Consider the following 19,672-nt stretch of genomic DNA (forward strand, 5'->3'; position numbering starts at 1 on the left):
GCTGCTGGGCAGGTCTGTGCTGGAGCTGGTGCCGCCGGAGTACCGGGCGCGCGCGGCCTCTGTCATTGCCTCCGGGGCGGACGCCTCCTACGAGAGCGAAGTCTTCAACGTGCACGGCGAGCGCATTCCGGTGGAGATCATCGGGCGCTCGATGATGCGCAACGGCGAGCGCCTGCGCATGGCCGTGGTGCGCGACATCCGCGACCGCCGCGAGGCCCAGGCCCGCATCCACGAACTCATCGAAGGCCTGCGCTCGGAGAAAGACAAGGCCGAGGCCGCCGATCGCGCCAAGTCCGTCTTCCTGGCCGCCGCCAGCCACGACCTGCGCCAACCCATCCACGCCCTCAGCCTCTTCCTCACCGCCCTGCGCTCCATGTCCCAGGCCAGGAGCGTGCGCACCGCCGACCTGGCCGAGATCTGCCGGCGCATGCAGGCCTCCCTGGACGGCCTGGGCCAACTCCTGAACATGCTGCTGGACGTCTCCCGCCTGGACGCCAACGCCGTGCAGGTCGAGCGCGCCCCCACCAGCGCACAGCGCCTGCTCGAAGACATCGATCAGGACTTCCACCAACTCGCCACCGAGAAAGGCCTGCAACTGCACGTCTGCAGCTCGCGCCTGTGGGTCGACACCGACCCCACCGTGCTGCGCCGCATCCTGGTCAACCTGGTCTCCAACGCCGTGCGCTACACCTCACGCGGGCGCGTGCTCATCGGCTGCCGCCTGCGCGGCCCCGAGGTCGAGTTCCAGGTCTGGGACAGCGGCATCGGCATCCCCCCCGAGCAGCGCGAGGCCATCTTCGGCGAGTTCTTCCAGATCGGCCAGAGCACGGCCGCGCGCCACGAGTCCCACGGCCTGGGTCTGGGCCTGTCCATCGTCAAGCGCTCCGCCCTCTTGCTGCACGCCCCGCTGGACCTGCGCTCCACCCCGGGGCGTGGCTCCATGTTCAGCATCCGTGTGCCTCGCTGCGAGCCCCCCGAGAACACTGAAGCCCCCGTGCAGGAGCCCTCCTACTCCCAGTCCGCCTCCCGCATGGGTGTGCTCGTCATCGACGATGACGAGCAGGTTCTCGCCGCCATGCGCAGCGTGCTCGGCATCTGGGGCCACCGCGTCTTCTGCGCCACCTCCCCCGATGAGGCCGTCGTCATGGCCATCTCCCACGCCCCCGACATCGATCTGCTCATCTCCGATTACCGCCTGGGYGGCAACGTCACCGCCGTGGACGCCATCCGCGCCGTGCACGCATGCCTCCCACGATCCATCCCCACCTACATCCTCACCGGCGACACCTCCCCACAGCGCATCCAGGAAGCCTCCGAACTCGGCTTCCCCATCCTGCACAAACCCATCGACGCGCTCGCCCTGCGCTCCATCCTGGNCGGCGACACCTCCCCACAGCGCATCCAGGAAGCCTCCGAACTCGGCTTCCCCATCCTGCACAAACCCATCGACGCGCTCGCCCTGCGCTCCATCCTGGAGACGTGAGGGACGGCGCTCACGGCCATCAGTCGATCAGGGTGGCGACCCGATTGCGCAAGACATCCAGCGTCACCGCCGAGGCCGCGAGGGGACTGCCCACCTGAAGCCCGACACGGCTGAAGAAACCTCGGCGAAACGGCCTGACCATGGCCACTGCTTCACCGTTGCGCACCTCGACCCGGCTGAAGTACGAGCCCCACAGGTTGCTCAGCCCCATAGGGATCACGCTCAGGTGCAGGCCCTCGCGGTCGGCCATATCCAGGATCTTCACCACGCCTCCCTTGAAGGCCTGCAACTGACCATCGCGCGTGATGCCGCCCTCAGGGAAGATGGCCAGCAGGTCGCCTTCGCGCAACACCGCCACGGCTGCGTCGAACGCAGCCTCATAGGCCTGCGGATCCTCCTTCTGCGGCGCGATTGGAATGGCCTTGGCCAGTTTGAACAGCCAGCCCAGCAGCGGCACCTTGAAGATGCGGTGGTCCATCAGGAAACGGATCGGCCGCGGGCTGGCGGCCATGAGCAGCACGGCGTCGACAAAGCTCACGTGGTTGCACACCAGCACGGCCGCGCCGTCTGTGGGAATGTGCTCGTCGCCCCGCACCTTGAAGCGGTAGACCAGGCGCGACGCAAACCAGGCCACGAAGCGCAGCAGGTACTCGGGGACCAGCATGAAGATGTAGAACGCCACCACCGCATTGGCCAGACCCACCAGCAGGAACATCTGCGGGATGGTGAAACCCGTCGACAACAAGGCCCCGGCGATGACGGCGCTGGCGATCATGAACAGCGCGTTGAGGATGTTGTTGGCCGCGATGATGCGGGCGCGGTGCGTGGGCTGGCTGCGCATCTGGATCAGCGCGTACATGGGCACGCTGTACAGACCGGCAAACAGGCTGAGCAGGGTGAGGTCGGCCAGCACCCGCCAGTGGGCAGGCAGGGCGATGAACTCGCCCAAACCGAGCGCACTGGCGGGCGGCAGGCCGCTGGACGCGAAGTAGAGGTCGATGGAAAACACGCTCATGCCGATGGCGCCCAACGGCACCAGACCGATCTCGACATGCCGGCGCGAGAGCACTTCGCACAACAGCGACCCGGTGCCGATGCCGATGGAGAACACGATGAGGAGCAACGAGGCCACCTGCTCGTTGCCGTGCAGCACCTCCTTGGCGAAGCTGGGGAACTGGCTGAGGAACACGGCGCCGAAGAACCACATCCAGCTGATGCCCAGCACCGAGCGGAACACCACCGTGTTGCCGTGCGCCAGCTTCAGGTTGCGCCAGGTCTCGGTGAACGGGTTCCAGTTGATGGTGAGCCCGGGGTCGGTGGCCGGCGTCACGGGCACCGCCTGCGCCGTGATGCGCCCGATCACGGCCAGCGCCACACAGCTGAAACCCACGTGGTGCGCACCGATCTCGGGCACGGCAATGATCAATCCGCCGGCCAGGTTGCCCAGCAGAATGGCCACGAAGGTGCCCATTTCCACCATGCCGTTGCCACCCGTGAGCTCACGCTCGCTCAGGTGGTTGGGCAGGTAGGCGAACTTCACCGGGCCGAACAGCGTGGAGTGCAGCCCCATGAGAAAGGTGCACAGCAACAGCAGCGCAATGTTGGTGGTGAAGAACGCCCACGCGGCCAGCGCCATGATTCCTATCTCCAGCCGCTTGACGAAGACGATCAACGTCTTCTTGTCCAGCTTGTCGGCCAGCTGGCCGCTGGTGGCCGAGAACAGCAGGAACGGCAGGATGAACAGCGCACCGATCACCAGCCCGGCCAGCGATGGCGGCAGCCAGCTCACCTGCAACTGGTACGTGACCAGCACGGTGAAGGCGAACTTGAACAGGTTGTCGTTGGCAGCGCCCAGGAACTGCGTCCAGAAGAACGGCGCGAAGCGGCGCTGGCGCAGCAGGGCGAACTGACCACCCTCGGCGGGGTGCGATGGGGACAGGGACATGGCTGACTTCTCCAGTGTTGAGGGGGCGGGCTTGAGCCCTTCACCATCGGACGGACGGGCGCATTGTCACCGAGCCCGTGTTGCCTCAAGGCCCACGGTATCGGAACGGGCGAGCCGAGTGTCCGTCCTCCCCCACTAGAAAAGGATCGCTTTCCGATACAGTGGCTTGACTCAGATCAACAGGTATCGATCCTCGAGACTTATGTACTTAACAAACCATAGAGGTTGTATCAGTTAACTATCCGATCGACGGTTAACGGGTGGAGTTGACGGGTAACGGGTGAGCGGTTAATAATCCAACAGCGTTCAGCTACAGGAGTAACCGAAATGGCCGTCGAAAACATTAACCCGCAAGCCGTCCCATCTCCGGCCGCACAGCCGCGCGGCACGGCCTTTCCAAGCTACGATTTGGCCAGCACCGTGGAAGTCCCACGCGTTTTGCACGTCAAAGGGGGCGGGCAGGCAACGCCGGATCAACTCGCGGCTCATCTTGGGTACAAGGGGACGAACAACGGGGCGTACATCACACGCGTGGCGGCAGCGCGAGCGTTCGGTCTGATCAACAAGGCGGGGCCTGTGTTTATACCTACGCCATTGGCTCATCAAATCTTGTCCCCTGTATATCCGCACGACGTCAAAAAAGCATTGGTCGACGCCTTTTTGAACGTTGAGCTTTTCCGCCGCATCTACGAAGACTTCAAGGGCAAAGAGCTGCCGCCTGAGTTCGGGCTGTTGAACGCCCTCCGCAATCAATATGGGGTGGTGCCTGGGCGCATTAAAGACGCATACCGGATCTTGATGGAAAGTGCCGACACGGCAGGCTTCTTCTCGACCAAAGCCGGTGCGCGGACTCATCTGATCATGCCGTTGGTTACACCCGTTCCCGGCGCCGCAATGGTCGCGCCTGCAGAAGTTCAGTCCGACGTTACGCCTCACGATTTCGGAGGCGGTGGTGGCGGTCAAACTCCACCGCCGCCTCCGCCGCCAAGTGGCACCGGGGCCGTACAACATTTCCCTCAAGGTTCTCTGTCTGACGTGAAGGCTCAGTACGTGTCTACGTTGATCAAGCTGTTTCACGCAAAGAGTGAAAAGGGCGAACTCGACGAAAAGCTCATGGAGCGCATCGAACGCCTACTGGACCTCAAGGGCCAATGATGTCTGCCCTTTCCGGCTTTGGCTCAGGCTTCTTAAGTGGCTTCGGGGGCGTGGAAAGCATCCGCCTCAACACGTCGTCTGGTGCTGGTGCTGGTGCTGGCGCCGGTGAGTCGGGTTCGGGCTTTTGCATGAGGCAATTGTCCTACTTGGAGAACGACATGAGGAGATGATTTTGAGGACGGGTAAGCCATCGCCGCCGGCACCCGCCCCAAATGGAAAAGGCCTGCACCAGTCCTGACTTCGCGGGACGAACTGGATGCAGGCCGGAGTGGCGCAGTAACGCTCAAGTGTGGGGTACGCAGGTCGCCGCTGACTGGATTCCGACCCGACGGCGCGGGGCTCGATTCCCCGGTACTCCACCATTTTTTTGTACCACAAATCTTATCACTATGCCGCCCAAGGCGCTCCCGTACCATCCCAAGCAGGGTGAAGTTCTCCGCTGCGACTTTTCCGGTTTAGTGCCGCCTGAAATGGACAAGGTGCGATGGGTAGTCGTGCTGTCTCCAAAATTCGTAGGCCGTCGCAATCTCGCCACGGTTATCCCTCTTAGCACTACGCCGCCGCCAGCGATCGAGGCTTTTCACGTCAAGTTGGACAAAGATCCGGCGCCAAATGCCAGTGGCGACGATGTTTGGGCAAAGTGCGACATGGTGATGACCGTATCGTTCGCAAGACTGAGTGCATATTGGACGAGCAAGGACGGAGGCCGGCGCAACTATGTTTCGCTGCACATTTCCCCTCTGGAGCTGGGGAAAATTAGACAGGCAACTCTTGCGGGAATAGGGCTTGGCTACTTGTGGAAGTAGCTCGCAGCCTTTATATTCGACTTGTTCCCAGCTTGCTGGGCTTCAAGTCTCTCGCAAGAGAGCCGACCTCGACATAGCGATGACAAGCATCCGAGGGCGAGGTTGTCAGTCAGCAAGCGCCACCTACGGGTGGCGTTTGTCTTTGCGAAGCAGGACAGCAAGTACCTGCTCTTGCGTCGGGAATTTACTCCCCACCAATCCGCCGATAGGTCAGGCGCTTGCCTGCGATGCCCTTGAGCGCGATTGCAGCGCGGTCAGCATCGCTGAAGCCCAAGGCGGTGCGGGTGTTGTAGCGGAAGCTGAATTCGTCGCTGTAGCGCTGGAGGTGCTTCGGTGCTACATGGTGGAACGTGCCGATCAGGCCGCGCTTCAACACTGAGAAGAAGCCTTCCACGGTGTTGGTGTGAGCGATGCCGCGCACGTACTCGGCCTTGGAGTGGTTGACCTGCTCGTAAGCCTTGAAGCCGTGCTCGCGCTTCAACAGGTTGTAGCGAGGGCTGCTGTCGGTCATGACGTGGGTCTCAGGGTGGATCTGTGACTCCAGAACCATCTTGAGGTTTTGACCGGTGACGCTGGGCACATGGAACGCGCGAACCTTGCCGCCGCGCTCGACCAGTGCAACCACCTTGTTGGAGTCCTTGAGGGCGCCGCCGCGCTTGCGTTGACCGTCCTTCTTGGAAGCGGCCTTGCTGCCACCTTCGGAGCCCCAATAGGTTTCGTCGGCCTCAACGATCTTGCCGGATCCACCAAGAGGGCCAGCCATGTTCTCGGTCATGGCTTCGCGGATGCGGTGCGACATGAACCACGCTGTTTTGTAGGTGACGCCAAGCATGCGCTCCAGTTGCTTGGCAGAAATTCCCTTCTTGCTGGCGCACATCAGGTGCACCGCCTGGAGCCACACGTTGAGCGCAATCTTGGAGCGCTCGAACACGGTTCCCACGGTCACGGTGAACTGGCCGTAGCAGTCATTGCACTTGAAAAGACCCGGGCGATACGACTTGCCCTCCAGCTTCAATGGAGCGCGAACCGAACCGCAGTGGGGGCACACAGGGCCATTGGGCCAGCGCAGTGCTTCAAGGTGCTCGCGCGCCTTGTCTGCGTCTTGAAAGTGCGGTTGGTTAAGAATCGGTTCAGCCATGTCGTTCTCCGGTATGGCTGCAGTATCCGAGACTTATCAGGGTTTGTCAAGTATATAAGTCTCGATCCTCAATACCAACGCCCGAATCCCATGAGCACCACCAACGACCTCGTCACCGCCCTCAAGCACGAACTCAAGACCGCGCGCATGACCTACGCCGATCTGGCACAGGCCATGGGCATGGCCGAATCGAGCGTGAAGCGCATGCTGGCCAAGGGCGACATGTCGCTCTCGCGGGTGGACGCGATCTGCCGCGCCCTGCGGCTGGACTTCGCCGACCTGGCGCGCCGCGTGGCCGATGCCCAACCCCTGCTGCGCGAGATGACGCAAGAGCAAGAGCGCGCGGTGGTGGCCGACAAGAAGCTGCTGCTGGTGGCCATCTGCGTGCTGAGCCAGTGGACGCTGGAGCAGATCACGGCACGGTACCGCCTGAGCGAGGCCGACTGTGTGAAGTGCCTGGCCCAGCTCGACCGTATCGGCATCATCGAACTGCGCCCGCTCAATCGCTACCGCCTCAAGCTGGCCAAGACCTTCCGCTGGCGCCCGCACGGTCCGGTGATGAACTTCTTCCGCGACCACGCCCTGCTCGACTACTTTCGCGGCGGCTTCGACGGCACAGGCGAGGGCCTGATGCTGGTGCACGGCTCGGTGAGCCGCACGCTCGCGCCCATGTTCATGGAGCGCCTGCAGCGCGTGGCGCAGGACTTTGCGCAGCAGCACCAGACCGACCAGAAACTGGCCGAGAAAGACCGCGAGGGCTACACCCTGGTGCTGGCCATGCGCAGTTGGGAATTCGAAGCCTTTGGGCAACTGCGGCGTTAGAGCGGCCCGGCTGGCATGATGTCGGGCTTTGCTCGACCGCCTGAATGCAGGAAACCATGAATCCGAACGCCTCCGAACCCACCGACGCTGCAGCGACGGCTCCCACCGAATCCGATACCGGGAACCGCCCACCGGCACGCGGCGGGCGCAACCGCCGCGGCCAGGCGCCACAACGCGCGCAGCGAGGCGGCGCCAACCAGCCCGCCGGCGGCCCGCCCTCGCGTCACCACCCCATGCTCGACCAGCTCGCACAGCTCTACCCGGCGCTGTTCGGTGAGGTGTTTCTGCCCATGAAGCGCGGCATCTTCCAGGATCTGCTGGAAGCACACCCCGACACGCTGGACAAGGATGGTCTGAAAGCCGCGCTGGCCTTGCACACGCGCTCCACCCGTTACCTCACCGCCGTGGCCAGCGGCCAGCCGCGCTGCGACCTGAGCGGCCAGCCGGTGGAAGATCTGGCCCCCGAGCATGTGCACCACGCGCTGGTGGAGGTGTTTCGCCGCCGCCAGGGCCGCGCACCGCAAGACCTGCGGCCCAAGCTGCGCCAGCGCATCGAGCAGGCATTTGAAGCCTCGGGCCTCGGTGCCGAAGCCTACGCCGCGCTGGTGCAGACGCGCGACGAAGCCGTCAATGCGCTGACCCAGGATGCGCTGGACGCGGTGGTGAGCCGCGCGGCCAAAGACGCGGCGCTGCTGCGCGCGTTTGAAGCCAGTGGCAAGACGGTTGAGGAGTTTGCCGACATGTACGGCATGGGCGTGGCGGACGCGAACCGCACGCTGGAGCGGGCCCGCGCCCGTGTCGTCAAACCCGCCTGATGATCAGGCTGCCGGCATCGTGAAAACGGTCAGCACGCCGGTGTAGCCATACAGCCGGTGGTGCGCGATCTCGCCACCGGCAAAAAACCCCACCAGCGGCACATCGCCCAAGGCGCGTCGCACCACCTGCAGCTCGGCACTCGGGCTGCCGAAGTGCGGACCACCGCGGCCCGCGCAGCTCACGTAGATGGCGCCCGCAATGCGCCGCCCCGGGTGCGGCGCGGCGTCCGCTTCGGCCGCGGTCAGGGCACTGGCCATCGACAGGCTGAGCTCTTCGGGTTCCAGCTCCTCGCGCACCTCGGAGCACACCCGCACCAGATCCGCCCGCGCGGCCTGCACGTTGCGCTCGCAAAACGCCAGCCGAGTGCCCTCCGGTGCCACATCGCCAATGGCCACGCCCCGGCGGCCCGGATCCAGGCCGATCAGGTGTCGCACCATGACCTCGGCGCCGAACTGCCCGCGCAGCTGCGGGCCACTGGCCGGCAACACGAAGTCGACCTCAGGGTGGGGCTGCGTCAGGCCCACCAGCGTGGCGCGCAGGCGCGGCATGGCCTGCTCGGGTTGCTCCAGCGAAATGTCGAGTTCACGCAGCAGCACGTCCAGCGCGGGCTCGCCGTCCAGCTGGAGCACGAGGTTGCCGTCGGAGGCGGTGACCGTGCGCTGCCGGTCCACCGGCTGCGCGCCCTGCGTCACGCGCGAGACGATGCCCACGTCGGGCCCGAAAGCCACGCCGCTCAAGCCACCGTGAAACACGCCGCTGGCGGCCCCCTGGCCGCTCAGATTGCCCGCGCTGCCGAGCGAAAACTGCACGCTCTGCCCACGGCTGCCGGCCAGCCCGCCGAACACGTATCCGCTGGTGGTGCGGTCCGCCACTTCGGCAATCAGTTCGTTGAGCTCGGGGGTGCTGCCATCGGCGTGCACCAGGGCCGTGTGGGCCACGAAGCCAGCCGTGCCCACCGCACGGCCGCTGGCCGAGAGCGGCGCCACGCCGCTGAACACGCGGTATTGATCCGGACTCAGATCACACAGCATCACGCTGAGCGCAGGCTCGTCGAAATACTCGACGTTGTTGGCCGACACGCCCACCCCCACCGTGCCCGCCCAGTCGGTCACTTCAGGCAGTTCCGCGCTCAGGTGCTCCAGGATGGCCTGGGCTTCAGCGGCGTAGTGGTCGGTGATGTAGAGCAGGGCCAGCGCAGGCGCCTTGGCGTAGTCGGGCAAGGCCATCTGGCCGCGCAGCTGCGCCAGCGCCAAGGCGGCAGCCATGCGCCATTGCGGATGGGTGGCGTGGGCGTAGGGAAAGAGTTTCATCGGGAGTCGACTCACCAGAGGCGCACAGGTTCAGCGTCGGCGAGCGGATTTGGCCGCCGCGGTCTTGCGGGCAGCGGGTTTGGGGGTGGCGGCCTTGCTGGCCCGGCCTTTTTTGGCGGCAGCCTTCCTGGGCTTGGTCGACGCTGCTGCAGCGGGCTGCAGCGCGGCGAAGCCGGGGAAGAACGCCGTGGGCATGGTCCAGTCGCCCGCCGCCATAGGCTGCGCCGATGGCGCGCGCGCCGGGGCCTTGGCCGCGGGAGCACGGGTGGGAGCCTTCTTGGCTGCAGGGCGAGGCGCCGCCTTTTTCGCTGGCGCAGTGACGGCCCGCGCCGCCGCGCGGCCCATGCCGGCAGCGGTGCCCACGTTGCGCGCCACCGAGCCGCCGATGCTGCGCGCGGCCTTGCCGGCCATGCCGGTGGCGGCCTTCACGGCCTGGTCGGTCAATCCCGTGGCCACCTGGCGCGTGGTGTCCAGCGCGGTCTGTTTGGCCACGTCCTTCATCGCATTGCTGGCAATCTGCTGGAACTGCTGCGAGATCGCACCCCACCACTGCATCGGGTCGACCACGCCGCCAGAAGCCGGGGCGGGCGCCGCGGCGCTCGACTGGCGGACCTTGCTCTTGCGTGTGGGTTCGGGCGCCGGCTCGGGTTCAGCCATTTCCTCCTCCTCGGCCTCCTCTTGCGGTTCGGCCACTGGCGCGTTGCCGTAGGTGCGCTCCGGAATCTCGAGCCCCGCAAACTGGGCCGCCGGAGCGGCCGGCGCTGCACCGGTGAAGCTGGCCAGCGTGTCGGCCGCCTTGATCTTGAGCGCATTGGCGACATCGCCCATGCTGAAGTTCATGCTCTTGAGCGTGGACAGTGTCATCTTCTGCACTTCCAGCGCCTGGATGGTGGCACCCAGCGCCTTGGAGTTCTGGTCAAGCCAGAAGTGCACCGCCTTGAGTTCCTCGATGCGTTTTTCGAGGTCCTCCACGTTGAAGGTGGGGGCCACCCAATGGCCCAGGCTGGGCAACTGCGGGATGTTCTGCCCGATGCCCTGCGCCACACCCCCGGCGGCCTGGCCCGCGAGGTTCTGCAGGAACTCGAAACCGGGTACGAACTTGCCGAATCCGCTGCTGGGCGCGTCGCTCATGGGTGTCTCCTGTGGATGGTCAGGGGCGACTGCCGTGCTGCCGGTTCTCAGCCGTCCACGCCGTAGCGGGGAGCTCGGCGTTCACGCAAGGATGCCACACCTTCGCGCACGTCGGGACCGGCAAAACCCATGAATTCCAGCGCCAGCGAGGTATCGAATGCGGGGCCGGCCTGGCGCAGCCAGTTGTTGAGCGAGTACTTGGTCCAGCGGATCGCGGTCTGGCTGCCGCTGGCCAGCCGGTCGGCCACCTCAAAGGCCTTGTCGATCAGTTGATCGTTGTCCACCGCGAGCGACACCAGCCCGATGCGCTCGGCTTCTTCGCCACTGATGGGGTCGCACAGCATCAGGTAGTACTTGGCCTTGGCCAGCCCGCACAACAGCGGCCAGACGATGGCCGCGTGGTCCCCGGCGGCCACGCCCAGGCGCGTGTGGCCATCGACGATCTTCGCGCTCTTCGCGGCGATCGAGATGTCGGCCAGCAGGCCGGCCACCAGGCCCGCGCCCACGGCCGGGCCGTGCATGGCGCTCACGATCGGCTTGTCGCAGTTGATGACGTTGTAGACCAGATCACGCGCCTCTTTCCACACCCGCGTGCGCACCTCGAAGTCGGTCGCCATGTCCTGCACCAACGCCAGATCCCCGCCACCCGAAAACCCCAGGCCACTGCCACGCAGCACGGCGCAACGCACGCTGTCGTCGCGCCCCACGTCGCGCCAGATTTCGCTCAATTCCCAGTGGCCTTCGTGGCCGGCGGTGGGCAGCTTGCCGTTGCCGCCGGGTCCGTCGGCGCGCATCTGGATGTCGAGTACCGAGGGCACACCACCCACGGCGGGGCCGCGCCGGGTGATGGCCAGGGTCTGGTAACGGCTGTAATCCACGGTGGTCATCAGGGTCTCCTCGAAGAATCGGTTTATGAATCAGGGACGCGTCGCGCGCCCACGCCTTCGGGTGATTGTGATTGACGTGCATCAACACACCACGGCGCCGAAAGGCGCACCATGGACCCGTCCAGAAGGGTCACCGAACGACCCGCAATTTTCCGAGGAGAACCGAATGACAGCCCACATTTCCGACACTTTCGCCACCCAGCTCAAGGAGATGCGCACCGATGTGCTCGCGCAATTGCGCGCCCAGCACGGCGGCGCGATGAGCCGTGCCGAATCGGCCGCCGAAGCACTGGGCAACGCCAGCGACGACCAATCCCAGGCCAACACCGAGCGGGAACTGTCCTTCGCCCTCGAAGAGCGCGAATCAGCCGAGCTGGTCGAGATCGACGCCGCGCTCAAGCGCATCGACGACGGCAGCTTCGGTCTGTGTGTCGACTGCGGGGTGTCGATCCCCGCCGCCCGGCTGCACGCCAACCCCACCGCGATGCGTTGCATCGACTGCCAGACCAAAGCCGAAGTCTGAGGGCGCACTCGGTATGCTGATGGCATGAACGATCAAGCCACCCTCCTGTCCACGCGCAGCCTGTTCCACTTTGCGTTCCACGTGACCGATCTGATGGAGGCACGCCGCTTCTATGGCGACGTGCTCGGCTGCACCGAAGGCCGCAGCACCGCCACCTGGGTCGACTTCGACTTTTTCAGCCACCAGATCTCGCTGCACCTGGGCGAGCCGTTCAAGACTTCACGCACCGGGCGCGTGGGTGACCACCTGGTGCCCATGCCGCACTTTGGTCTGATCTTGTTGTTGCCCGAATGGAAAGCGCTCGCAGCCCGCCTGCAGGCCGCAGGGGTCGAGTTCGTGCTGCCGCCGCAGGTGCGCTTTGAAGGGCAACCGGGCGAGCAGTGGACGATGTTCTTCTGCGACCCCTTCGGCAACCCGATCGAGGTCAAAGGCTTTGCGTCGCTCGAAGCGGTCTACGCCGCTTGAGCTCGTTCAGGCCGACGGCGCAATCTTCTGATCTATTGCTCCGAAGATGCTCTGCCCATCCTTGCCCTTCATCTCGATGCGGATGGTGTCGCCGAACTTCATGAACGCGGTCGACGGCTGGCCATCCAGGATGGTTTCGATCGCGCGCTTCTCGGCAATGCAGCTGTAGCCCTTGGGCCATTCCTTGCGGCCCTCCACCTCCACGCTCTTGTTGCTCACCGTGCCGCTGCCCACGATGGAGCCGGCGCGCACGTTGCGCGTCTTGGCGATGTGCGCGATCAACTGACCGAAGTGGAAGGTCATCTCGGGACCGGCTTCGCACATGCCGACCTTGCGGCCGTTCCAGGTGCTCTGCAGCGTGAGGTGCACGCGCCCGCCCTGCCAGGCGTCTCCCAGTTCGTCGGGCGTGATCGCCACCGGGCTGAACGCGGTGGCCGGCTTGCTCTGGAAGAAGCCAAAACCCTTGGCCAGCTCGGCCGGAATCAGGTTGCGCAGCGAGACGTCGTTGGCCAGCATCAGCAGGCGGATGCCCTCCAGCGCCTGCTCGGGCGTGGCGCTCATGGGCACGTCGCCGGTCACCACCGCGATCTCGGCCTCGAAGTCGATACCGAAGTCTTCGCTGGGCACCAGCACGTCGTCGCACGGACCAATGAAGTCGTCGCTGCCGCCTTGGTACATCAGCGGGTCTGTGTAGAACGACTGCGGCACCTCGCTGCTGCGCGCCGCGCGCACCAGCTCCACGTGGTTGATGTAGGCCGAGCCGTCTGCCCATTGGTAAGCGCGCGGCAGCGGGGCCATGCACATCGCCGGATCGAACGGAAATGCGTGGCGCGCCTTGCCCTGGTTGAGGGTGACGTACAGGTCGTGCAGCTGGGGGCTGATGAAGTTCCAGTCGTCCAGGGCCTGCTGCAATTTGTGCGCGATGCCGGTCGCATAATGCGCCGTGCTCAGGTCGCGCGAGACCACGACGAGCTGTCCGTCGCGCGAGCCGTCCTTGTAGGTGGCGAGTTTCATGAGAGTCTCCTGCTGGTTACGCTGGTGGTTGCGTCAATGGTTACGATTAGTGAAATCGATTAACCTATTCGTAAAGACAGGATTCTAGGCGATGACCCGGGAACGCGGGCACCTGGAGTCAATCGGACACACATCGCGTTGAACCTGTCTGTCCGCCGACCCTCCTACTGTTCCACGCCGCCCATGTCCACCGCCCAACGCAACGCCCTCACCACCCCAGCCGTCACCGATGCGGACGAGGACGAGCCGCAGCGCGCGGGCATCCAGTCGGTGGAGGTGGGTTTCGAGTTGCTCAATGCCTTGTCGGAAGCACCGGGCGCGCTGATGCTGCGCGACCTGGCCGCCGCCGCCGGCATGAGTGCCGCCAAGGCGCACCGCTACCTGGTGAGCTTCCAGCGCATGGGTCTGGTGGTGCAGGACCCGGTGAGCACCCGCTACGACCTCGGCCCGGCCGCGCTGCGCCTGGGCTTGGCCAGCCTCTCGCGCATCGACGCCGTGAAGCTGGCGCGCGAGCGACTGGACTCGTTGATCAACGAGACCGGTCACACACTGGCCATCGCCGTGTGGGGCAACCAGGGCCCGACCATGGTGCATTGGATCGAAGCTCCGCAAACCGTGCCGGTGACCCTGCGCCTGGGGGACGTGATGCCGCTGCTCACCTCGGCCACCGGCCGCTGCTTTGCCGCCTTCATGGGCAGCGAAGGACGTGACGCCCAGCGCATCGGCCCCATGGTGCGCGACGAACTGGCCCGACTGAAGAAGCTGCCACGCAGCGGCCTGCCGCTGGTGGACGTGCCGCACACGCTGGCGGACGTGCAGGCGTTGCTGGACGAGACCCGCCGCCAGGGGCTGGCCCGCGTGGTGCACAGCCTGCTGCCCGGCGTGGGCGGCTTCTGCGCGCCGGTGTTCGATGCACAAGGCCGCCTCGCGCTGGGCCTGGTGGTGCTGGGCTCCGTGGCCACGCTGGACACCGAGTGGTCGGGTGCCCCCGCCCATGCCGTGCTCAGAAGCGCGCGCCAACTCAGCGCCGATCTCGGCCACCGGCCGCCCGCCCCCAGCCCATGACACCCCTGAGCGCACCCGCCCCGGCGCCACGCTGGCCCACCCTGGCCGCGCTGATCGCAGCCGTGCTGGGCGTTCACGTGGCGTTGTTGCTGGGCCCGCTGCCATGGGCCTCTGCGACAGCAGCGTCGACCGACGCGCCGTCCCTCGCGGTGGCACCCCTGCTGGTCGACCGCAGCGACGGCGCGTCGGCAGCGCCCACCGCTTCGGATCTGCCGATGGCCCGCGTGAGCACCGTGCGCTGGATCGTGCCCGCGGCCGCTCTGGAACCGGCCGCCGCCCCGGTGCCCCGACCGCTGCCGCGCCCGGCACCCGTGGTCCGCCCCGCAGCGCCGAAACAGCCAGTCCCGCCCGCCCCACCCACGGTGATCGTGGTGGAGACACCCATGGAGGAAACGGTGGCCCTGGACGCAGCGCCGGTCGACACCATCACCCCACCCGCCGAGCCGGTGGAACTCACCGAGTTCATCGCCCCAGAACCAGCACCAGCACCAGCGCCTGAAGAGGAAGAAAAAGCCGCGCTCGATGCGCCCGCCGCAGCGCCCGATGAGGTATTGCTCGCCGCCGCAGCCGTGAAAAAACGCGCCGCGCCGGCGGCCGCTCGTGCCCTGCCGCCGGCACAACCTCCCGCCAGCACCCGGCTCGACTACGCCGTGACCGGTCGCATCAAGGGCATTGCCTACAACGCCGAAGGCAAACTCGACTGGATGCTGGCCGATGGCCGGTACAGCGCCCGCATGGAGATGCGCGTTTTCCTGCTGGGCAGCCGGGTGCAGACCAGCACCGGCCGGGTGGGCCCGACCGGCCTGAGCCCTGAGCGCTTCGCCGACAAGAGCCGCAGCGAAAAGGCGGCCCATTTCGACACCGAACAGAACCGCATTCGCTTCAGCAACAACGCACCCGACGCCGCGCTGCTGCCCGGCGCGCAAGACCGCCTGAGCCTGTTCCTGCAGATTGCCGGCCTGCTGCAGGCGCGCCCGCAGGCCTATGCGAGTGGGCAGACGATCGAGATGCAGGTGGCTGGCACCGGGGACGCCGACATCTGGCGCTTCAAGGTGGGCGACGAAACCACGCTGGCGCTCCCGGCGGGCGAGATGCGTGCGCGACAGCTGGTGCGCCTGCCACGCAAGGAATTCGACAGCACGGTGGAAATGTGGCTGGCGCCCGACCTGCAGCACCTCCCGGTGCGCCTGCGCATCACCCAGTCCAACGGCGACGTGGCCGACCAGCAACTCAGCCGGATGCCGTAGCCCTTGCACTTCATTTGTGCCCAAAAACACACGCATCTTGAAACGGGACTGAACGTTGCCATGTAAAGAGCACTCAGAACTTCAAGACCGCCAACTTTTGCCGATATAAGTGACAACAGAAGCCGGTTTTCCCAACACAAGGAATTTCAGTCATGAACATGCTCTACGACTCGGATGCCTTCGCTGTGGTCCACATCCTGGCCAACGCACCGGCGGAGGGTGAAGACGTTTCCGCGCAAGGCCCGCAGATTCCGCGCCACGGTTTTGAAATCGTGGACAAGCGCTCAGGCAAAGAGGTCTACCTCGATGGCTCCTGGGCCGAGATGTTCCAGATCCAGATCACCGCCTGGCAGCAAAGCACCCCTTCGCAGGAAGAGGTGGAAGACACGCTGGAAGGCTATGCCGAGCTGGCTCAGATGCCGGTCGTGATGCACTGATCCCCCGCGCCGCGCCTGCGGCGCGTCACCCACCAGGGGGCAACACCTGCGGCTTGGCAAAGCCAGTTCCGCAGTGTTCTGGTCAACTCCCCCTCGCTCCTCTGCCCGGCTTGCCCGGGCTTTTTCATGTCTGGCGGTAGCGCCAGCGGTACACCGGCTCGGCCAGCACCAGCACCGCCACCAGGCGGCAGACCTGGAAAGCGGTGACCACGGGCACGCCGAGTTGCAGCACCTTGGCGGTGATGGCCATCTCGGCAATGCCGCCAGGGGCGGTGCCCAGCAACAGCGTCGCGGGATGCAGGCCGGTGGCTTTCGACAAGACCCAGCCGAACAGCGCGCAGATGCCCATCATGAAAAAGCTGGCAAACGCCACCGAGGCCAGCCAGCGCGGCGCCGTGTGCACAAACGCCGGCGTGAAGCGCACCCCCAGACTCACGCCGATGACCAGCTGGGCCGCGTTTGAAAGCGGCTGCGGAATGGCGGAGAAGGTGACACCCGAGAGCGTGACCACCATGGTGACCACCAGCGCGCCCATGAACCACGGGTTGGCGCGGCCCAGCCTCTGCATGAGCAGCGCCCCCACCAGCGTGAGCCCGGCCAGCGCGAGCAAGCCGGTGAGGTGCACCTCACGCGGCCCCAGCGTGAGCGTGTCCAGGCCGTTCACGCCCCAGAACTGCAGCGCAAACGGGATGGTGAGGGTGACCAGCAGCACACGCAAGCTGTGCGCCGCGGCCACCAGGTCGGTGCGCGCGCCCTGGCGCTCGGCGATCAGCGTCATCTCCGACGCCCCGCCAATGGCGCCGGCAAAGTAGGTCGTGCTCAGCAACTGCGCAGGCGTGAGGTGCGCCAGGTGCCCCGCATGCAGACGGCGCAGCCAGGCGCCAAAGCCCAGACCCAGCAACAGCGCCCAGGCGATGCCCAGCGCAATCGCCCACCACAGGCTGGCCACCAGTGCGCCCACCGCGGGCGTGAAGTACAGGCCCAGTGCGCTGCCGATCACCCACTGCCCGCTGTTGCGCAGCGGGGTCCAGCTCTCGGTGGGCACGCCCAGCACCGAGACCAGCGAGGTCGCCAGCAGCGGACCGATCATCCAGGGAATGGGCGTGCGCCACCACACGCACAAGAGCGCGGCAGCCAGGGCGAGCAACAGGGTGAGGAAGACGTGCCGCCACGAGGTGGGGCCGAAGGCGGGCAAGAGAGGCACTCGGGTACTGGTGTGATGCACCCGCCACGACCGGCGGGCCACGTAGTATCCACGCATGACCTGTCGACCCGCTGTCGCACTGGCAGTGAGCGTGGCCCTGTTGGGCGCCTGCGCTCACCCGCCCCCCACCACCGTGCCCGCCCTGCTCGAACGCGTGATGCCCACCCCGGTGCTCATGCTCGGCGAGCAGCACGACGCGCCCGAGCACCAGGCGCTGCAGCGTGATGTGGTGCTCTCGCTGGGCGCGCGCGGTCAGCTCGGCGCGCTGGTGATGGAGATGGCCGAGCAAGGCCGCCAGACCACCGGCCTGCCGGCCGACGCCAGCGAAGCCCGGGTGCGTGACGCGCTCAACTGGACCGACGACGCCACCACCGGCTGGCCCTGGGCCACCTACGGCCCGGTGGTGATGGCCGCCGTGCGCGCCGGTGCACCGGTGCTCGGCGGCAACCTGCCGCGCAGCCAGATGCGTGCGGCCATGGGCAACACGGCACTGGAAGACCGCATCGGCAGCACAGCGCTGCAGGAGCAACGCGAAGGCATCCGCAGCGGCCATTGCGACATGCTGCCTGAGGGACAGATCGCGCCGATGGCCCGCATCCAGCTCGCGCGGGACGACGCCATGGCCCGAACCACCGTGCAGGCGGTTGAACGGGCGGGGCCCGGCAAGACGGTGGTGCTGGTGGCCGGCAACGGCCACGTGCGGCGCGACCTGGGTGTGCCGCTGTACCTGCCCAAAACGCTCGCGCACCGCGTGGTGATGGCGCAGGCTGGAGTACCCATGTCGTCCGCACCGGCGGACGCGGTCTGGCTCACACCCGCACAGCCCCCGCGCGACCACTGCGCCGACCTGCGCCAGCAGTTCAAGCGCTGAGGGCGGCGCTCAGGCCGCGCGTTTGATGGCGTCGGCCAGCGTGCCGACCATGGTCTCGATCTGGGACTTTTCCACGATGAAAGGCGGGGCGAGCACGAGGTTGTCGCCCGCGTTGCGCACCAGCACACCCCGGTGGTAGCAGTCCATGAACACGTCGAAGGCGCGCTTGCCGGGCAGGCCGGCGACGGGAGCGAGCTCCACCGCAGCGGCCAGCCCCAGACTGCGAATGCCGATCACGTTGGGCAGGCCCATGAGCGCGGCGTGCATCGCATCACCCAGCACAGGGCCCATCTCGCCGGCGCGCTCGAACAGCTTTTCCTCGCGGAACAGGTCGAGCGTGGCGATGGCCGCAGCGCAGGCCACCGGGTGGCCCGAGTAGGTGTAGCCGTGGAAGAACTCGATGGCGTGCTCCGGCGCATTGCCGTGCGCGCCCATCATGGCTTCGTAAATGCGGTCGGTGCAGACCACGCCGCCCAACGGGAACACGCCGTTGGTGACCGCCTTGGCGAAGTTCAGCATGTCGGGCTGCACGCCGTAGTAGTCGGATGCGAACGCCGTGCCCAGGCGGCCGAAGCCGGTGATGACCTCGTCGAAGATCAGCAGTATGCCGTGCTTGTCGCAGATCTCGCGCAGGCGCTTGAGGTAGCCCTGCGGCGGCACGTACCAGCCGGCGCTGCCCGCCACTGGCTCCACGATCACGGCCGCCACGTTGCTCGGGTCGTGCAGCGGCAGGATGCGGTTTTCCAGCTCCAGCAGCAGGTCTTCGTCCCACACCGGCTCGGTGTTGTGCACATAGGCGTGTTTCACCGGGTCGTGGATGAAGCGCAGGTGGTCCACGCGCGGCAGCAGGCTGGAGCCGTAGACCTTGCGGTTGGCCGGAATGCCCCCGACCGACATGCCGCCGAAACCGACACCGTGGTATCCACGCTCGCGGCCGATGAAGACGTTGCGGTGGCCTTCGCCGCGCGCGCGGTGGTAGGCCAGCGCAACCTTCATCGAAGTGTCGGCCGCCTCGCTGCCGGAGTTGCAGAACAGCACCTTGTTCAGGTCGCCGGGCGCCATGGCAGCGATCATCTCGGCGGCGCGGAACGCCTTGTCGTTGCTGACGCTGAAGGCGGTGCTGTAGTCCAGCGTGTCGAGCTGCTTCTTGATGGCTTCGTTGATCGGCTTGCGGTTGTGACCCGCGCCCACGCACCACAGGCTGGAGATGCCGTCGATGACCTGGCGGCCGTCGTGCGTGGTGAAGTGCATGCCGTCGGCCGCCACGAAGATGCGCGGGTCCTTGGCGAAGCTGCGGTTGGGTGTGAAGGGCAACCACTGGTTGTCCATGCGAAGGTCGTTGTAGGCCATGGC

At 66.2% G+C, this 19,672-nt stretch carries 19 protein-coding genes; 11 read left to right on the forward strand and 8 right to left on the reverse strand.

The annotated features are described in order from the left end of the window. Positions 1-4: 4 nt before the first annotated feature. Positions 5-1,376: hybrid sensor histidine kinase/response regulator (locus tag ASE11_RS27050; protein ID WP_414842424.1), on the forward strand; the 1,372-nt coding region annotated here is incomplete at its 3' end. Positions 1,377-1,502: 126 nt separating this feature from the next. Here ASE11_RS27050 and ASE11_RS03595 read toward each other — a convergent pair. Continuing rightward, a complete protein-coding gene (locus ASE11_RS03595; protein ID WP_056266284.1) occupies positions 1,503-3,428 on the reverse strand; it encodes an MFS transporter in 1,926 nt (641 codons plus the stop codon). A gap of 327 nt (positions 3,429-3,755) precedes the next feature. Between ASE11_RS03595 and ASE11_RS03600 the strand changes: the two genes are divergently transcribed. Then, positions 3,756-4,583 (forward strand): hypothetical protein, encoded by an 828-nt coding sequence (locus ASE11_RS03600; RefSeq protein ID WP_056266286.1) that lies wholly within the window; start codon positions 3,756-3,758, stop codon positions 4,581-4,583. Between the two features lie 389 nt (positions 4,584-4,972). After that, the gene (locus ASE11_RS27055; protein ID WP_082585501.1) at positions 4,973-5,389 is read left to right on the forward strand and encodes a type II toxin-antitoxin system PemK/MazF family toxin; all 417 of its coding nucleotides are present in this window, start codon (positions 4,973-4,975) and stop codon (positions 5,387-5,389) included. Positions 5,390-5,573: 184 nt separating this feature from the next. Here ASE11_RS27055 and ASE11_RS03605 read toward each other — a convergent pair whose 3' ends face one another. After that, entirely contained in the window at positions 5,574-6,527 is a 954-nt protein-coding gene (locus ASE11_RS03605; RefSeq protein ID WP_056266290.1) for an IS1595 family transposase, read from the reverse strand. 90 nt (positions 6,528-6,617) lie between these two features. Between ASE11_RS03605 and ASE11_RS03610 the strand changes: the two genes are divergently transcribed. Together ASE11_RS03610 and ASE11_RS03615 are read left to right on the forward strand one after the other, a co-directional pair. Further along, positions 6,618-7,349 (forward strand): helix-turn-helix domain-containing protein, encoded by a 732-nt coding sequence (locus ASE11_RS03610; protein ID WP_056266292.1) that lies wholly within the window; start codon positions 6,618-6,620, stop codon positions 7,347-7,349. A gap of 56 nt (positions 7,350-7,405) precedes the next feature. Continuing rightward, on the forward strand, positions 7,406-8,164 hold the full coding sequence (locus ASE11_RS03615; RefSeq protein WP_156406224.1) for a ProQ/FINO family protein: 759 nt from the start codon (positions 7,406-7,408) through the stop codon (positions 8,162-8,164). A 3-nt stretch (positions 8,165-8,167) separates the two neighbouring features. Here the strand turns inward: ASE11_RS03615 and ASE11_RS03620 are convergent, their stop codons facing one another. Genes ASE11_RS03620 through ASE11_RS03630 form a run of 3 tightly spaced genes read right to left on the reverse strand, consistent with a single transcriptional unit; the run spans position 8,168 to position 11,493 of the window. Continuing rightward, positions 8,168-9,475, reverse strand: a complete 1,308-nt coding sequence (locus ASE11_RS03620) for an FIST N-terminal domain-containing protein (RefSeq protein ID WP_056266300.1) — start codon at positions 9,473-9,475, stop codon at positions 8,168-8,170. Between the two features lie 30 nt (positions 9,476-9,505). Beyond that, positions 9,506-10,606: a PhaM family polyhydroxyalkanoate granule multifunctional regulatory protein gene (locus tag ASE11_RS03625; protein ID WP_321166257.1), complete on the reverse strand. Its 1,101-nt coding sequence runs from the start codon at positions 10,604-10,606 to the stop codon at positions 9,506-9,508. A gap of 47 nt (positions 10,607-10,653) precedes the next feature. Then, positions 10,654-11,493, reverse strand: coding sequence for an enoyl-CoA hydratase/isomerase family protein (locus tag ASE11_RS03630; RefSeq protein WP_200959309.1), 840 nt, complete (start codon positions 11,491-11,493; stop codon positions 10,654-10,656). A gap of 166 nt (positions 11,494-11,659) precedes the next feature. On the opposite strand from ASE11_RS03630, the gene ASE11_RS03635 reads away from it, so the two are divergent. Both ASE11_RS03635 and ASE11_RS03640 read left to right on the forward strand, forming a co-directional pair. Then, the gene (locus ASE11_RS03635; RefSeq protein WP_056266305.1) at positions 11,660-12,016 is read left to right on the forward strand and encodes a TraR/DksA family transcriptional regulator; all 357 of its coding nucleotides are present in this window, start codon (positions 11,660-11,662) and stop codon (positions 12,014-12,016) included. Positions 12,017-12,040: 24 nt separating this feature from the next. Continuing rightward, positions 12,041-12,481, forward strand: coding sequence for a VOC family protein (locus ASE11_RS03640; RefSeq protein WP_056266308.1), 441 nt, complete (start codon positions 12,041-12,043; stop codon positions 12,479-12,481). 6 nt (positions 12,482-12,487) lie between these two features. On the opposite strand, the gene ASE11_RS03645 is transcribed toward ASE11_RS03640, so the two are convergent. Then, on the reverse strand, positions 12,488-13,495 hold the full coding sequence (locus ASE11_RS03645) for a fumarylacetoacetate hydrolase family protein (RefSeq protein ID WP_056266313.1): 1,008 nt from the start codon (positions 13,493-13,495) through the stop codon (positions 12,488-12,490). Between the two features lie 183 nt (positions 13,496-13,678). Here ASE11_RS03645 and ASE11_RS03650 point away from each other — a divergent pair, with 183 nt between their 5' ends. The 3 genes from ASE11_RS03650 to ASE11_RS03660 all read left to right on the forward strand — a co-directional run bounded on the left by ASE11_RS03650 (position 13,679) and on the right by ASE11_RS03660 (position 16,244). Further along, positions 13,679-14,560: an IclR family transcriptional regulator gene (locus ASE11_RS03650; protein ID WP_056266316.1), complete on the forward strand. Its 882-nt coding sequence runs from the start codon at positions 13,679-13,681 to the stop codon at positions 14,558-14,560. Further along, a complete protein-coding gene (locus tag ASE11_RS03655; protein WP_056266319.1) occupies positions 14,557-15,807 on the forward strand; it encodes a DUF3108 domain-containing protein in 1,251 nt (416 codons plus the stop codon). The genes ASE11_RS03650 and ASE11_RS03655 overlap by 4 nt, the downstream gene beginning before the upstream one ends. Positions 15,808-15,959: 152 nt before the next feature. After that, on the forward strand, positions 15,960-16,244 hold the full coding sequence (locus ASE11_RS03660) for a DUF3567 domain-containing protein (RefSeq protein ID WP_056266324.1): 285 nt from the start codon (positions 15,960-15,962) through the stop codon (positions 16,242-16,244). Positions 16,245-16,368: 124 nt separating this feature from the next. On the opposite strand, the gene ASE11_RS03665 is transcribed toward ASE11_RS03660, so the two are convergent. Beyond that, on the reverse strand, positions 16,369-17,448 hold the full coding sequence (locus ASE11_RS03665) for an AbrB family transcriptional regulator (protein WP_235501184.1): 1,080 nt from the start codon (positions 17,446-17,448) through the stop codon (positions 16,369-16,371). Positions 17,449-17,503: 55 nt separating this feature from the next. On the opposite strand from ASE11_RS03665, the gene ASE11_RS03670 reads away from it, so the two are divergent. Then, a complete protein-coding gene (locus ASE11_RS03670) occupies positions 17,504-18,319 on the forward strand; it encodes a ChaN family lipoprotein (protein ID WP_056266330.1) in 816 nt (271 codons plus the stop codon). A 9-nt stretch (positions 18,320-18,328) separates the two neighbouring features. On the opposite strand, the gene ASE11_RS03675 is transcribed toward ASE11_RS03670, so the two are convergent. Next, the gene (locus ASE11_RS03675) at positions 18,329-19,669 is read right to left on the reverse strand and encodes an aspartate aminotransferase family protein (protein ID WP_056266334.1); all 1,341 of its coding nucleotides are present in this window, start codon (positions 19,667-19,669) and stop codon (positions 18,329-18,331) included. Positions 19,670-19,672: the final 3 nt, after the last annotated feature.

The sequence above is a fragment of the Hydrogenophaga sp. Root209 genome (genome assembly GCF_001428625.1).
In the GTDB taxonomy this organism is placed as follows: Bacteria; Pseudomonadota; Gammaproteobacteria; order Burkholderiales; family Burkholderiaceae_C; genus Hydrogenophaga.